The sequence below is a fragment of the Sandarakinorhabdus limnophila DSM 17366 genome (genome assembly GCF_000420765.1).
Lineage (GTDB): Bacteria > Pseudomonadota > Alphaproteobacteria > Sphingomonadales > Sphingomonadaceae > Sandarakinorhabdus > Sandarakinorhabdus limnophila.
Genome location: NZ_ATVO01000007.1, coordinates 195,223 through 209,887 on the forward strand (window position 1 = coordinate 195,223; position 14,665 = coordinate 209,887).

General features: G+C 64.4%; 12 protein-coding genes and 1 tRNA gene. 5 read left to right on the forward strand and 8 right to left on the reverse strand.

Annotation, left to right across the window (positions count from 1 at the left end; all coding sequences use genetic code 11):
* Nucleotides 1-17: 17 nt before the first annotated feature.
* Both G566_RS0110490 and bla read right to left on the reverse strand, forming a co-directional pair.
* Nucleotides 18-1,142, reverse strand: coding sequence for a phosphoserine transaminase (locus G566_RS0110490; protein WP_022680628.1), 1,125 nt, complete (start codon nucleotides 1,140-1,142; stop codon nucleotides 18-20).
* Nucleotides 1,143-1,261: 119 nt separating this feature from the next.
* Nucleotides 1,262-2,116, reverse strand: coding sequence for a class A beta-lactamase (bla, locus tag G566_RS0110495; protein ID WP_022680629.1), 855 nt, complete (start codon nucleotides 2,114-2,116; stop codon nucleotides 1,262-1,264).
* Between the two features lie 83 nt (nucleotides 2,117-2,199).
* Between bla and G566_RS0110500 the strand changes: the two genes are divergently transcribed.
* On the forward strand, nucleotides 2,200-3,000 hold the full coding sequence (locus G566_RS0110500) for an SDR family NAD(P)-dependent oxidoreductase (RefSeq protein WP_022680630.1): 801 nt from the start codon (nucleotides 2,200-2,202) through the stop codon (nucleotides 2,998-3,000).
* A 51-nt stretch (nucleotides 3,001-3,051) separates the two neighbouring features.
* Nucleotides 3,052-3,918 carry an LOG family protein gene (locus G566_RS0110505; RefSeq protein ID WP_029131544.1) on the forward strand — a complete coding sequence of 289 codons (867 nt, stop codon included), beginning with the start codon at nucleotides 3,052-3,054 and terminating at the stop codon, nucleotides 3,916-3,918.
* 41 nt (nucleotides 3,919-3,959) lie between these two features.
* Here G566_RS0110505 and G566_RS0110510 read toward each other — a convergent pair whose 3' ends face one another.
* Both G566_RS0110510 and G566_RS0110515 read right to left on the reverse strand, forming a co-directional pair.
* Complete coding sequence (locus tag G566_RS0110510) at nucleotides 3,960-5,162, reverse strand: NAD(P)-dependent alcohol dehydrogenase (RefSeq protein WP_243442441.1); 1,203 nt, start codon at nucleotides 5,160-5,162, stop codon at nucleotides 3,960-3,962.
* Between the two features lie 233 nt (nucleotides 5,163-5,395).
* Nucleotides 5,396-6,019 carry a c-type cytochrome gene (locus tag G566_RS0110515; protein ID WP_029131545.1) on the reverse strand — a complete coding sequence of 208 codons (624 nt, stop codon included), beginning with the start codon at nucleotides 6,017-6,019 and terminating at the stop codon, nucleotides 5,396-5,398.
* Between the two features lie 133 nt (nucleotides 6,020-6,152).
* Between G566_RS0110515 and G566_RS0110520 the strand changes: the two genes are divergently transcribed.
* Nucleotides 6,153-7,049: a prephenate dehydratase gene (locus G566_RS0110520; RefSeq protein WP_022680633.1), complete on the forward strand. Its 897-nt coding sequence runs from the start codon at nucleotides 6,153-6,155 to the stop codon at nucleotides 7,047-7,049.
* Here the strand turns inward: G566_RS0110520 and rsmD are convergent, their stop codons facing one another.
* The 4 genes from rsmD to G566_RS0110540 all read right to left on the reverse strand — a co-directional run bounded on the left by rsmD (nucleotide 7,050) and on the right by G566_RS0110540 (nucleotide 12,153).
* Nucleotides 7,050-7,586, reverse strand: coding sequence for a 16S rRNA (guanine(966)-N(2))-methyltransferase RsmD (gene rsmD / locus G566_RS0110525; protein WP_022680634.1), 537 nt, complete (start codon nucleotides 7,584-7,586; stop codon nucleotides 7,050-7,052).
* Nucleotides 7,586-8,341, reverse strand: coding sequence for a pseudouridine synthase (locus tag G566_RS0110530; protein WP_029131546.1), 756 nt, complete (start codon nucleotides 8,339-8,341; stop codon nucleotides 7,586-7,588). The genes rsmD and G566_RS0110530 overlap by 1 nt, the downstream gene beginning before the upstream one ends.
* Complete coding sequence (locus G566_RS15450; RefSeq protein ID WP_156874500.1) at nucleotides 8,323-8,802, reverse strand: hypothetical protein; 480 nt, start codon at nucleotides 8,800-8,802, stop codon at nucleotides 8,323-8,325. Before G566_RS15450 ends, G566_RS0110530 begins: the two co-directional genes overlap by 19 nt.
* Before the next feature lie 243 nt (nucleotides 8,803-9,045).
* Nucleotides 9,046-12,153 (reverse strand): TonB-dependent receptor domain-containing protein, encoded by a 3,108-nt coding sequence (locus tag G566_RS0110540; RefSeq protein ID WP_022680636.1) that lies wholly within the window; start codon nucleotides 12,151-12,153, stop codon nucleotides 9,046-9,048.
* 207 nt (nucleotides 12,154-12,360) lie between these two features.
* Between G566_RS0110540 and G566_RS0110545 the strand changes: the two genes are divergently transcribed.
* Nucleotides 12,361-12,445, forward strand: a tRNA-Leu gene (locus tag G566_RS0110545).
* A 157-nt stretch (nucleotides 12,446-12,602) separates the two neighbouring features.
* Nucleotides 12,603-14,633, forward strand: coding sequence for an NADPH-dependent 2,4-dienoyl-CoA reductase (locus G566_RS0110550; RefSeq protein ID WP_022680637.1), 2,031 nt, complete (start codon nucleotides 12,603-12,605; stop codon nucleotides 14,631-14,633).
* Nucleotides 14,634-14,665: the final 32 nt, after the last annotated feature.

Below are 14,665 nucleotides of genomic sequence, written 5' to 3' on the forward strand. Positions count from 1 at the left end.
GAAGGGACGGCAGCCGCTCAGGCCGCCGTCACCTCGGCGTGGGCCCAGTCGAGCCAGTGGGTCAGCGCGACCACGTCAGCGGTGTCGACGGTGGCGCCGCACCAGATGCGAAGGCCGGCCGGGGCGTCGCGATAGGCGCCGATGTCATAGGCGGCCTTCTCCTTTTCGAGGAGCGACACGATCGCCTTCACCTGCTCTTCTGTTAGGCCGGGCAGGACGAGGCACACCGACGTGTTGGACCGCGAGGCGGCATCCTTGGCGAGATGTTCAACCCACGGCCGCGACTGCACCCAGGCGTCGAGCGCGGCAGCGTTGGCGTTGGCGCGGGCCTTCAACGCATCAAGACCGCCAAGGCCATCGGCCCATTCCAGCGCATCGATATAATCTTCGACAGCCAGCATGGAGGGCGTGTTGATCGTTTCGCCGACGAAGATGCCTTCGGTCAGCTTGCCCTTGGAGATGAGGCGGAAGATCTTGGGCAGCGGCCATGCCGGGGTGTAGCTTTCCAGCCGCTCAACGGCGCGCGGGCCGAGGATGAGCATGCCGTGGCCGCCTTCGCCGCCCAGCACCTTCTGCCACGAGTAGGTGAGCACATCGACCTTGTCCCAATCGACATCCTGCGCGAACACGGCGGAGGTGGCGTCGGCGAAGGTCAGGCCCTCGCGATTGGCCGGCACCCAATCATAATTGGGGACGCGCACGCCGGACGTGGTGCCGTTGGCGGTGAACAGCACGTCGGTGCTGAAATCGACAGCGGCCAGGTCGGGCAGTTCGCCGTAGGGCGCGGTGATAATGGTGGGGTTGAGCTTGAGCTGCTTGGCAGCATCGGTGACCCAGCCTTCGCCGAAGCTTTCCCAAGCGAAGGCCGTGACCGGACGGGCGCCGAGCATCGTCCACATCGCCAGTTCATAGGCACCGGTGTCGCTGGCCGGCACGATGCCGATGCGGTGCGTGTCGGGGATGCCGAGCAGCTTGCGGGTCAGATCGATGGCGTGCTTCAGGCGCGCCTTGCCGAGCTTGGACCGGTGCGAGCGGCCGAGCGATTCGATCGCAAGATTTTGGGGGCTCCATCCCGGGCGCTTGGCGCAGGGACCGGACGAAAAGTGGGGGCGCGCCGGAAGTGCGGTCGGTTTGGCAGTCATGTTCTCTCCTCACAGAGAGCGCGCGCCGCGTTGGGACGGCGTGGCCCGCCGCCGGAGATAGGGGTTTGGGCCGTGGGGTCAAGCGGTTTCGGATTTACCATGGGCGCGCAGGCCCCGCCCTAGTTCACCGACTCGACGATGGCGCGGCCCAGCGGCACGAACTGGCGGTTGCGTTCGGCCAGTTCGGATCTGGCCGCGAACAGATAGGCGGCGACCCAGATCGGCTTGCGACCGGGTGGGGTGATCACCGAAACGATGTTGCGCGCCCGCCAACTGCCGGCGCCAGTCTTGTTGGCTTCCTGCCAGCCTGGCGGCAACGCTGCGCGGATCATGGTGTCGGCGGTCTTGCTGGCCTGCATCCAGCCGAACAATGTGCGGCGCGCCGCCGGAGACAGGATGCGGCCTTCCACCAACGCGCGGGACGTGGCCAGCATGGCGGCGGGCGTGGTGGTGTCGCGCGGGTCGCCGGGAGTTTCGTTGTTCATTTCAGGCTCGTTGCGGTCGATCCGGGTGGTCTGATCGGCGATGGACCGCAACCAGGCCGTGAGCGCCGCCGGGCCGCCCACCTTCGCCAACGCGATATTGGCGGCGGGATTGTCGGATAGCACGGCCATCGCCTGGGCCAGTTCCAGCAGGCTGGCCGTGCCGCCGATGCGCTTTTCGGTGAACGGCGCGTTGAACAGCATATCCGCCTTGGTCACCGGCAGGCGTTCGGTCATCGCCCATTGGCCCTTGTCCGCCCCATGCAGCAACCGGGCAGCGAGCAGCAGCTTGAAGGTGGAGCACAAGGGAAAGCGATCATCGGCGCGGTGGCCGAAACGTTCGCCGGTGTGGGTGTCGAGTAGCGATATGCCGATGGGGCCGCCAGCGCTGCGCTCTACAGCCGTGATGGCGCGGCGCAGGGCGGCGAAGCGGTCCGGCGCGGCGGCGGCAAGGAGCGGCAGGCCGGTGATGAGCATGCGGCGGTCGATCATGCATTCTCCCTCGTGTCGGCCGGGCATTGACCTCGCACCGGCGATGGCGTCTCGTCAATCCAACCGCAAAGAGGAAACTGGGGATGATCGACTGGACCGGGCAACGCGTGCTGATCACCGGCGCGGCCAGCGGCATCGGGCGGGCGCTGGCGGTGCAGTTGGTGCAGCGGGGGGCGCTGGTGACGGCGGCCGATATCAATGCGGAAGGCGTCGCCGAAACGGCGGCGCTTTGCGGCGGTGAGGCGCTGGTGCTCGATCTGGCCGATGGTGCGGCCGGTCCGGCCGCCGTGGCGCAACTCGTTGCTCGCCATGGCCGGCTGGATGCGGTGTTCGCCAATGCCGGCATCGGTTATCGGCGGCGGCTGTTGAAGGCCGATCTGGATGATGCCGGCCTGGCGCGGCTGTGGGAAATCAACATGCTGGGGCCAACGCGCTTGGCGCAGGCGCTGTGCACGGCGGCGGAAGCCGGCGGCTGGCGCGCGCGGATCGTCATCACCGGTTCGGAAAACAGCCTGTCGCTGCCGCCGTCGGTGCAGAACAACGGCATCGGCCTTTATGCGGCGTCCAAACATGGCGTGCTGATCCTGGCCGAATGGCTGGCTACCGAAAGCCGCAACGCCGGCAAGCCGCTGGATGTGCATGTGCTGCTGCCCGGCGGGGTTTATACGGGTATGACGGCGCCGGGGCTGGGCGACGATCCCGCGCGCTGGCCGGCAGACATGGGCATCATTATGCCCGAACGCGCCGCCGAATTGTGTCTGAAGGGCCTCGATCTCGGCCTGTTTCACATTCCCACCCACGCCCATCTGCAAAACGACATGGCGTGGCGCACCAACAGCGTGGTCGAAGCCACCGCAGCGCTGGGCCTCAACGAACAGGCGTGACAAGCCCGGCCGGCTGCCCTATGGGCCTCATCCGTTTTGTGAAGAAAGAAGATGATGATAAGCCCGCCGGTTCCCCCTAGTGTGCCACAAAGTATTTTCCCGACCGCCGAAGAAGATGCGAAGTTGGGCAACACGCCCACCGCTGTGCCGCAAACAGAGCATCCCGCCTATAGACTGGCCTTTCAGGACAATGATTTCATGCTGCGCGAGGATTTGCGTCCGGTGCGCTTCCAATTGGAACTGATGAAACCGGAAGTGTTGCTTGCCGAAGCCGATATCCACAGCACGTTCGTGTTTTACGGATCGGCTCGCATCCCGTCACCGGAAGAAGCCCCGGCGCTGATCGCCGCAGCCGAAACCCCGGAACGCAAGGCCGTCGCTGCGCGCCTGGCTCGCAACGCCCAATATTACGATGTGGCCCGCGAGTTGGCCGTGAAGGTCTCCACTTTCTGCAAGGACGGAGAGCGCTGCTTCACGGTCTGCTCGGGCGGTGGCCCTTCGATCATGGAAGCCGCCAACCGCGGCGCCTGGGAAAGCGGCGCGCCATCATTGGGCATGAACATCGTGCTGCCGCACGAACAGGTGCCCAATCCCTATGTGACGCCGGGTCTGTCGTTCCAGTTCCACTATTTCGCGCTGCGCAAGATGCACTTCCTGATGCGCGCCAAGGCGGTGGCGGTGTTCCCCGGCGGTTTCGGCACCTTCGATGAATTTTTCGAACTGCTCACCCTGGTCCAAACCGGCAAGGTCACCCCGCTGCCGATCCTGCTTTATGGCCGCGAATTCTGGAACCGTGTGGTGAATTTCGAAGCCCTGGCCGAAGAAGGCGTGATCGCACCGGATGACCTGAAGCTGTTCCACTTCGTCGAAACGGCGGAAGAAGGCTGGGACATCGTGAAGGCGCATTACGGGCTGTAAGAGAAGCGGGGAGGGCGCTCGGCCCTCCCGCCCCATCTGCCTTATGCCGGCTTGCGGTTGACCACGTCCCCGCGCGCCGGCGCTTCCAGGTACATGCGGTCGGGCCCGCTCGCCTGACGCTCCGCCTTGAGTGACGCCATGTCGATGACATGACGAAAGCGCACGTCGTTGTTCTTGATGCGGTCGAACGCATCGTTGATGTCAGCAATATCGATCATCCTTATTTCGGGCCCGATGCCGTGTTCGGCGCACAGGTCCAGCACCTCCCTTGTATCGGCAACACCGCCGATCAGCGAGCCGGCAACGCTGATCCGGTTGAACACCAGCGGTCCCGGGTTGAAGGCTTCGAACTGCATCATGTTGCCGACGACGACCAAGGTCGATCCCGGCTTCATGAAGCCCAGATAATCGGCAAGATCATGCGGATAGGGAATGGTGTCGATCATCATGTCGAGCGACTGGGTGGCCGCCTCGACTGCTGCGGCATCATCAATAACCACGACCTTGTGGGCGCCCAGTGCCATTATGGCATCAACCTTGTCGGCCGAGTTCGTGAACGCGACCACGGTCCCTCCCATCGCCTTGCCGATCTGCACGGCCATATGGCCGAGCCCACCGATACCGGCGACGCCAAGCGTCTGGCCCTTTTTGAGGCCGAAATGCTTCATCGGCGAATAGGTGGTCACGCCGGCACACAGGATTGGCGCGGCTTTGGCGGGTTCGATCACAGCGGGTATGGAGACCACGAACTCCTCTCGCACGGTGATGCTGTCGCTGTAGCCGCCATAGCTGTTGGAGCCGTTCGGCAGCTTGGGGCCGTTGTAGGTGAAGGTGGCGCTTTTCGGCCCGGAGCAATATTGTTCTTCACCTGCGATGCAGGCAGCGCACACTTGGCAGCTGTTGACCATGCAACCGACGCCGACCGTGTCGCCAATTGCGAATTTCGACACGCCATCCCCGATCCTGGCGACGGTGCCGACGATTTCGTGACCCGGAACGCACGGCCAGACCGTGTTCTCCCAATCATCAGCGCATTGGTGGATATCGGAATGGCAGACCCCGCAGAATGTGATGTCGATCTCGATCTCGCCAGCCTGAAGCGGCTCGCGGTCGAAGCTGACTGGCTGAAGCTTCTGCTGCGCGCCGAGTGTGCCATAGCCGATCACCGTCATAGGGGTTCTTTCTGTTGTTCTGATTGACAGCAGGAGAACGCGCCGGGGCGGATTTGGATGCGATTGGGACAAATTAATGGCTCAAGTCCCGACGGCGAGCCTTTCCACTGGGCCAGGAAATATGGGTCTGTTGGCGGGCCAACTTTGGGAAATGAGCGGCCGAAAGGCAACGGGGCAGGGTCTGCAACCATAACTGTGTCACCCCGGACTTGATCCGGCGCGCAGGCCCACCTCTCTCACCAGCACGCATGAAAAAGGGGCGGCAGCCGATCCCGGCCACCGCCCCTAATTTCAAGTGAAGGCGCTTACTTGGCGGCCGCGTCGGCAACCGGAGCCGCTTCTTCCACAGCAGGCGCCGCTTCTTCCGCAGCCGGGGCTTCTTCGGCCGGGGCGGCGGGCAGCGGCAGCGGGCTGGCGCTCTTGGAGTTCAGATAGGCGATGACGGCGGCGCGGTCTTCCGGCTTGGTGATACCGGCAAAGCTCATCTTGTTGCCGGCCATGAAGGCCTTCGGGCTCTTCAGCCAGCCCCACAGATTGTCCCAATCCCAATTCTTGCCCTTCATACCTGACAGGGCATCGGAATAGCTGAAGCCGCCGGCGGAAGCGATCGGGCGGCCGACAACGCCATGCAGGGCCGGGCCGGTGCCGTTGGCGCCGCCGGGATCGACGTTGTGGCAGGCGGCGCATTTCTTGAACACGGCTTCGCCCTTGGCGACATCGGCGCTGGCCAGATAGAAAGCGGCCGGCTTTTCGGCTTCGGCGGCGGCAGCGCCTGCGGCCGGGGCTTCTTCGGCGCCGGCCACTTCATAGCCAGGCTTTTCAGGCAGGTGGCGAGCAAACATCATGTCGCTGGTGATCGACACGCCGAGCACGGCCACCAGTCCTGCCAGCACGCCACCGAAAATCTTGTTCCACTCAAAGCTGTCCACGTCGAAGCTCCAATGTGCGCGCGGCTGCCCACGGGATGAACCCGGCCTGCGCCTTCCTGATGCAGCGATTAGGCAATTGCGCGCCGCCTCGCAAGCATTTGCTTGTTGCAGCGCACTATCATAACGAACGGACATGACGAGCAGCTATCCGCACCTGGCCCAGATACTGGTTGATCGCATGGCGGCGGCAGCGGCCGCGGCGCCGGAACAGGCTGTGGCGTTTCAGGGGGCGCCCGGTGCTTACAGCCACCAGGCGGTGCGGGAAGCGTTCCCGGATCGGCTGCCCTTGCCCTGCGCCAGCTTTGAAGATGCCATAGAAGCCGTGCAGTCCGGCCGCGCCGGCGTGGCGATGATACCGATTGAAAACAGCCTGCATGGCCGGGTGGCCGATATCCACTTCCTGCTGCCTGAATCCGGCCTGTTCATCAATGGCGAGCATTTCGTGCGGGTGCGCCATTGCCTGCTGGGGCTGGGCGACAAGGCGGCGCTGCGGGAGGTGAAGAGCCATCCTCAGGCACTGGGCCAGGTACGCCGCCATTTGCGGGCGTGGGGCATCGCGCCGGTGCAGTTTTTTGATACGGCGGCCGGGGCAGCTGCCGTGGCGGGCGAAGGCGATGCCCGTGTGGGTGCGATTGCCAGCCGGCTGGCGGGTGAGCTTTATGGGTTGAATATCCTGGCCGAAGGCGTGGAGGATGAAGATCATAACACCACGCGTTTCGTGGTGTTGAGCCGGGAGCCCGTGGTGCCGCCGCTGGGGCTGCCAGCGATGACCAGTTTCAATTTCGAGGTGCGTTCGGTGCCGGCGGCGCTGTTCAAGGCGCTGGGCGGCTTTGCCACCAATGGCGTGAACATGACGAAGCTGGAATCATACCTGCGCGACGGCAAGTTTTCTCAGGCGGAGTTCTATGCAGAGATCGATGGATCCCCGCTGGAACCGCCGGTGGCACGGGCGCTGGAGGAACTGACCTTCTTCACCAACTGGGTGAAGATTATTGGCACCTATCCCCGCGCACGAGATCGGGCAGATTAATCAGACGGGTGCGCGCAGCAGGCGCACCAGCGCCTTGCCGAAGCGTCGTTCAACGACGCGTTCCCAATCGCAGGTGAGGGGATCGGCTGCGGCCGTCTCGACACTGACCAGCGCGCCCGGCGCGATCCAGCCGCGTTCCCACAGGTGCGCCAGCGCCGGATCGGCAAGGCCAAGGCCATAGGGCGGATCAAGGAACACCAAGTGATGCGCGCGCGGGGCGCCGCCGATGCTGGCAACCGGGCTTTGCCGCACATCGCCGGTGGCGCCCAGCGCGGCGAGATTGGCGCGGATGGCCTTCACGGCGGCGGCGTCATTATCGATGAAGCAGGCCGTGCCGGCGCCGCGCGACAGCGCTTCGATCCCCAGTGCGCCGGTGCCGGCGAACAGGTCGAGCACGTCCAGGTCTTCAAAGGTGCCGAGCCGGCTGGTCAACATCGAAAAGATTGCTTCGCGGGCGCGGTCGCTGGTCGGCCTGGTCGATTCGCCGGCGGGGGCTTTCAGGGCGCGGCCCCGCCATTTGCCAGAGATCACGCGCATCAGCGTGGCTCCGGCTTTGTGGCCTTCAGCATCGCTTTAAGCAGGGCCACATCGGAATCGGGGATTTCATCGGCCATGCGCGGCGGCAGATCATCCAGGCCGATCGGGCCATAGGCAACGCGGATCAGCCGGTTCACCTGCAGCCCGACATGTTCGAGCACGCGGCGCACTTCGCGGTTCTTGCCTTCGCGGATCGTGACGATCAGCCAGAGATTATGGCCGGTCTTGCGCTCGATATCGGCCAGGATCGAGCCGTAGTGAACGCCATCGATCGTGACGCCATCAGCCAGGCTTTCCAGCGCGGCTTGGGTGACTTCACCAAAGGCACGCACGCGATAGACACGCGGCACGCCGGAAGACGGCAGTTCGAGCGCGCGCTTCAGTTCGCCATCGGTGGTGAGCAGCAGCAGGCCTTCGGTGTTCATGTCGAGCCGGCCAACGGGGAAGACGCGCGGCAGGCCGGGGGGCAGTATATCCATGATCGTCGGCCGTCCGGCGGGATCGCGCGCGGCGGTCAAGAAACCGGCAGGCTTGTGGAAGCGATAGAGCTTGGCGGGCGCGATGCCGGCCACGGGTTCGCCATCCACGGTAACTTTAGCGAGATTGGTGATGTTGAGCGCCGGCGAGGTGAGCACTTCGCCATCGATGGCAATGCGGCCTTCGGCGATCATGCGTTCGATATCGCGGCGCGAACCAACGCCGGCGCGGGCCAGCGCCTTGGCGATGCGCTGCGCCGCTACTTCGGTTTGCCGCACGGGCGCCGGGGCCCGCGTGACGCGCGGTTGATCGGCGCGCGGCGCCGGCTTGCCGGGGCCAGAGGCGGACCGGGCCGGACGGTCGCGCAGGTCTGGCCGTGCACCCCTGGGTGGGCCTTCGCTGCGTTGAGGGCCTTCGGCCCGGTCAGGGCGTTCAGCGCGTTGCGGGCGTTCGGTCCGGGCCGGACGGTCGCGCAGGTCTGGCCGTGCACCTCTGGGTGGGCCTTCGCCGCGTTGTGGGCCGTCGGCCCGGTCAGGGCGCTCAGCGCGTTGCGGGCGTTCGGTCCGGTCCGGGCGGCCGCTGCGCTGCGGGCGCTCGCTGCGCTCTGCGCGGGCCGGACGTTCGGAACGGGCCGGCCGCGGCGAGCGATCGTCACGCTGTGTGCGGTCGCCACGTGGCGGGCGCTCGTCGGTTTCGGCTCGCTCGCGGCGATCGCTCCAGCCCGCAGCGCGTTGGTCACGGCGCGACAGCGGCGGGGCGCCAGGCGGACGTTGGTCAGTGCGGGGGCCAGAGCGGGTGCCAGAGCGGGCAGGCGCACGCCGACCCGTTTTGGGGCCGGAGGGGCTGGCCGGGCGTTTGCCGCCGGTTGGTTTGCGGGGTGGTCGCATGGCGCATCCCATGCGGCCGGGCCGCCGGATTGTCAAAAAGAGAAGGGGGCCGATGTTGCCACCGGCCCCCCGCTCAGTTTTGGTTGATCAGGCGATCAGAACTTCACCTGAACACCGCCGTAGAAGAAACGGCCGGTGTTGGTGTAGATCGCCGAGCCGGCGCCGTCGCCCAGGATCAGGTCCAGCGGCGGCAGTTGGTCGAAGATGTTGTCCACACCCACGTAGGCCGAGATACCCTTGTACACCTTGGCCGTGAAACGCACGTCCGAATAGGTGATCGCCGGATAATAGACCAGTGGCGTGGCGTCGAGGTTCGTCGGCGGACGGCCCTGTTCCTCGTTCTGAGCGCCCCAGCTGTTGAGGGTTTGCTTGCTCAGGTAACGGAAGCTGTAGAGCAGGTCGAAGCCCTTGTAGCCCACGGTCACGTTCAACTGGCCGTTGAGTTCCGGGTTGCCCAGTGTTCCGTGCTCGCGGGTCAGGCGGTCCGGCTCAGTGATCGAGGTGAAGACGTGCCGCTTCAGTAGCAGAGACACCAGGGCTCGCACGTTCAGGCGCCAGTCTTCTCCGAATTTGTGGGTGTAGGCGGCGTCAAAGTCTATGCCCTTGGTCAGCTGACGGGCAAAGTTGAACGGACCCTGGATGAACGACTGGCCGGTGGTGGCGATGGCCACCGTCTGACCGGCATGAAGCACGTTGGACTGGCCACGGAAGGTGCCATTAGGGTTGCGGAAGATCGCAGAGCAGAAGGCGTTGTTGATGCCGCCCGGATCGTCATAGCACTGGTTGATGACGGTCTGCGCGCCCACCGTGTTGATCGCATCGGTAAGGCTAATGCGATAGAAGTCAACGCTGGCTACGAAGCCCGGCAGGTAAGTCGGGGTATAGACCATGCCCACCGTCCAGCTGTCCGAGTTTTCAGCGAACAATTGCGGGTTGCCGCCAGACAGGCCCGAGATGCCCGAGGCCGGGCGGTTGGTGAACGGCTCGGTCACACCCACGAAGGTCTGAGTGGCCGGCACACCGCCCGCGCGGCAGTTGGCAACGCGGTTCGGGTTGCTGTTTATGTTCTGCTGACCGCAGGGATCTGACAGACCATTGAGGAAGGTCTGCGACTGCGAAGCGAACAGATCGCTCTGCGTAGGGGCGCGGATGGCGCGGCCATAGTTGGCGCGGAAACGCACATCTTCCACAGGCCGCCAAACACCGCCAGCATTGTACGAATAAACAGTGCCGGTATTCCCGCTTGAATAGTTCGAAACCCGGCTGGCGGCTTCAACTGTCAGTTCCTTGAAGAACGGCACGTCCTTCAGGATCGGCAGGCGGACTTCGCCAAAGGCTTCCCACACGTCCAGACGCGGCGGGTTGAAGTTGGCAATAGAGTTCAGGAAGGTCTGGCCGGCGCGGGTCACATCGTCAAACGCCGAGAAGCTGCGCTCCTGGCGCCATTCGCCGCCGACCGAGAAGCCAACCGGACCGCCGGGCAATTCGAACAGCTTGGCTGAATCGCCGGTAACGGTGGCGATGGCATTGAATTGTTCGGACCACTGCTTGCGGCTCGAGGTGTGGCCGATGTAGGCCAGCGCATCGGCCTTGGGCGCGCCAAGGCCGAACAGGTTGAGCGGACGGCAGGCCGGATCATCGTTGGTCGTGCTGGCATCGTTATTGATCGAGCAGACGATTGTGCCGGCTGTATTGCGCACCGCGGTCACCGCGTTGGTGAAACGGGCCAAGTGAACGTTACCGCGGGTTTGATAGAAGGTTTCAACCCGACCGTAGTTGAAGGCGACGTTGTAGCTCCAGGTGTCCATGAAGCTGCCCTGTGTGCCAACGACAGCGCGGAACAGCTCACGGCTGTGGTTTTCACCACGGCCACCGAAATCGATGTTGAAACGGGTGGTGGAGAACCCGGTAGCGCCAGGTGCCAAGCTGGTGACCAACAGATCACGCGCCTGGGCGGTGAGGAACGGGTTGTTGATCGAGAAGGTCGGGTTCAGCGCGCCCGACGAGAAGGTCGGCTGGCCTTCCTGCAGGGATTCGGTGCGCACCCACTTTGCTTCGAAATAGGGGCGGAACGCATCCGACACTTCGAAGCTGCCAATAAGGTTGGCAGCATAACGCGTGTTGCCGATCTGCATCAGACCGGTTTCACGCAGGGTCGAACCAAGGCCGCCCTGGCCATTGCCCGAGCCGAACGGACGGAAATCGCGATCCACGACGTTGCGGACCAGATTGCCGGCCGAATCGAACACGAATACGTTGCCGAACTGTGAGGTGCCGAGCGAGTTGAACACGCCGCCGCAGTTCAGCGTGGCGCGTGCGCCGGTGGCACCCTGGCAGATCGAAGTGTAAGCACCACCGGTCGAAATGCCGATATTTTTGATGTTGCTGATGAACTGGGTGTCGAAGACGCCGTCACCTGCCGCCGGTTCCGCGGTTCTGTTCGGACCTGAGGTGGCTGTGTCCTGCACCAATTGGAACTGCGAACGACCATTAAGAGCTCCGGTTTCCGGGCGGTCGGCAAAGAACAGCGGATCGCTCTTGTTGTATTCCAGCGACAGGGCGATGTTGCCACGACCGTCGGCGAAATTCTTGCCGGCGGTGATGGTGGCCAGATACTGGGCCGAATCGCCACGCGACGAGATGCCGGCTTGGGCACGGCCCATGATGCCTTCGAAATCGCGCTTCAGCACGAAGTTGACGACACCGCCGATGGCATCCGAACCATAAACCGACGAGTTACCGCCGGTGACGATGTCAACGCGCTCGATGAGGTCAACCGGGATGGTGGAGACATCAACCGTGGCAGCGCCCGGCTGCGAGGTGACGTGGCGCAGGCCGTTCTGCAGCACCAGCGTGCGGTTGGTGCCCAGGCCGCGCAGATCGAGGATCGACAGGCCGGCGGTGCCGATGAAGCGGCCGCTGTTCTGGCTGGTGAAGGTCGGGCGGAACTGCGGCAGCAGGGCAAGACGATCACCAACGTTCACACTGCCGTTCTGCAGCAATTCGGCCGCGCTCAGCGAAGTGATCGGCACGGTGGCATCGATATTTTCACGCGCGATGCGCGAACCTGTGACCACCATCATTTCAGCGGCGGTTTCTTCAGCGGCGCCCTTAGCGAACTTGGTTTCTTGGTCTTCAGCGGCGAAAGCCGGCGACGCGGCAATGGCCAGGGCGGATGCCCCGGCAAGGATGAATGAACGCATGAGAGCCCCCCGTAGCGATTGAAAGACCGCCTCATGGCGAAAATGTTACGCCGCGAAAAGGGCAGAATCGCCCAATTGTGTTGCGCTGTGACAAGGGGGCACAATAGTGTTGCGCGAAAGCCTCATTTTTTTGCGTGCGCGCCGGGCGCAGCCAATTGGTCCGCCCTGTTGCTCTTGCCCGCGCCATGCGCTAACCGGCCCGGCAATGCCCCTGTGGTGAAATTGGTAGACGCGCTCGACTCAAAATCGAGTGGAGAAATCCGTGCTGGTTCGAGTCCGGCCAGGGGCACCAAATCGCAGCGCCGCGAGCGCCGTCCGACAGCGCGGCTTTGCCGCGCACTTGTTTCCCTCCTTGGGCGCTCCAGCAGTCGCGGCGGCTCCGCCCCATGCGCGCCCTGTGATTACTGGCAAGGGTGACGCCCCCACCGCCCACTGATAGCCTCATTGTCATGGCTCACGCAAAATACCCACTCACCTTCTCCCCGCTCGACCTGGGCTTCACCAGCCTCAAGAATCGCATTCTGATGGGATCGATGCACACCGGCCTTGAGGATATCGAAGGCGGGTTCGAGCGCATGGCGGCCTTCTTTGCCGAACGGGCGCGCGGCGGAGTGGGCATGATCATCACCGGCGGCATCGCGCCCAATCATGAAGCCGGCGGTGGCGGCAAGCTTTCGACGCCAGAGGAAGCGGCGCAGCACAGCATCGTGACCAAGGCTGTTCACGCCGCTGCGCCGGATGTGAAGATCGTCATGCAGATCCTCCACGCTGGGCCGCTCGCCGGCACGGCGGCGTGCGTGGCGCCATCGGCCATCCGATCCCGCATCGGCCGTTTCGTGCCCAATGAGCTGGATGCGGACGGGATCGAGAAGCAGCTCAATGACTTCGCCAATTGCGCCGCGCAGGCGAAGGCGGCGGGCTATGATGGCGTCGAGATCATCGGCTCGGCTGGCTATCTCCTCTCCACCTTCCTGGTCGAAAAGACCAACACCCGCACTGATGAATGGGGCGGCAGTTTCGAGAACCGCATGCGCTTCCCCGTCGAGGTGATCCGCCGCACGCGGGCCGCCGTGGGCAATGATTTCATCCTGATCTTCCGCATCCCGGCCATGGACATGCTGGAAGGCGGCATGTCGGGCGAGGAGGTGATCCAGCTGGCGCAAGCCGTGGAGGCTGCCGGCGCGACCATCATCAGCACGCACTTCACCTGGCACGAGGCCCAGGTGCCGACCATCGCCACCATGGTGCCGCGTGCCGCCTTTGCCGAAGTGACGGGGCGCATCAGGAAGCATGTGCGCGTGCCGATGATCACGTCGAACCGCATCAACATGCCGGATGTGGCGGAGCAGGTGCTGGCCGCCGGCCATGCCGATCTCGTATCGATGGCGCGGCCGATGCTGGCTGATGCCGATCTGGTCAACAAGGCGTTCGAAGGCCGCGAGGACGAGATCAACACCTGCATCGCCTGCAACCAGGCCTGCCTTGATCACACGTTCACGGGCAAGCTCACCTCGTGCCTGGTCAATCCGCGCGCCTGCAATGAAACGCTGATGCAGGTGGTGCCTGCCGCCACACCGCGCGATCTGGGCGTGGTTGGCGCCGGGCCGGCGGGGCTGGCCTTTGCCGTGGAAGCGGCCCAGCGCGGCCACAAGCTGACGATCTATGATGCCGGAGCGGAAATCGGCGGCCAGTTCAACCTGGCCAAGCGGGTGCCGGGCAAGGAGGAGTTCCACGAAACGCTGCGCTATTTCAGTCGGATGATCGAAAAGCTGGGCATTTCGCTGAAACTCAATACCCGTGTGGATGCTGACATGCTGGCGTCGGCCGGCCATGACGAGGTGATCGTCGCCACCGGCATCCGTCCGCGCACGCCCAATATTCCCGGCATCGATCACCCCAAGGCCGTGCCTTATATTGACGCGATTCTGGGCCGCAAACCGATCGGGCGCACCGTGGCGATCATGGGGGCGGGCGGCATCGGTTTCGATGTGGCGACGCTGATTATCCATGCCGGCCCCTCTGCGGCCGTGGATATCCCGACCTTTTGCCGCGAATGGGGCGTCGATTTCGTCAACCACCCGCGCGGCGGTGTGACCGGGCTGGTGCCGCAGATTGAAAAGGCCGACCGCGAGGTGGTGATCCTTCAACGCCGCGACGGCGCGCCTGGCAAGTCGCTGGGCCGTACCACCGGCTGGACCCATCGGCTCAGCCTGGTGCGGCGCGGCGTGAAGATGATGGGCGGGGTTACCTATCTGAAGATCGATGATGACGGCCTGCACGCCCTCGTAAATGGTGAACCGCGCCTGTTCGAGGTGGACACGGTGATCATCTGCGCCGGACAGGAGCCGGAAAGGGCGCTGTATGATGCACTGGTGGCGCGGGGAATGAAGTCGAAGCTGATTGGCGGCGCCAGCGAAGCGACGGAGCTCGACGCCAAGCGCGCCATTGCCGAAGCGACGGAACTGGCGCTGGCCAGCTAGCGTTACAACAGGGCGCAACCAGCGCCAGGGGG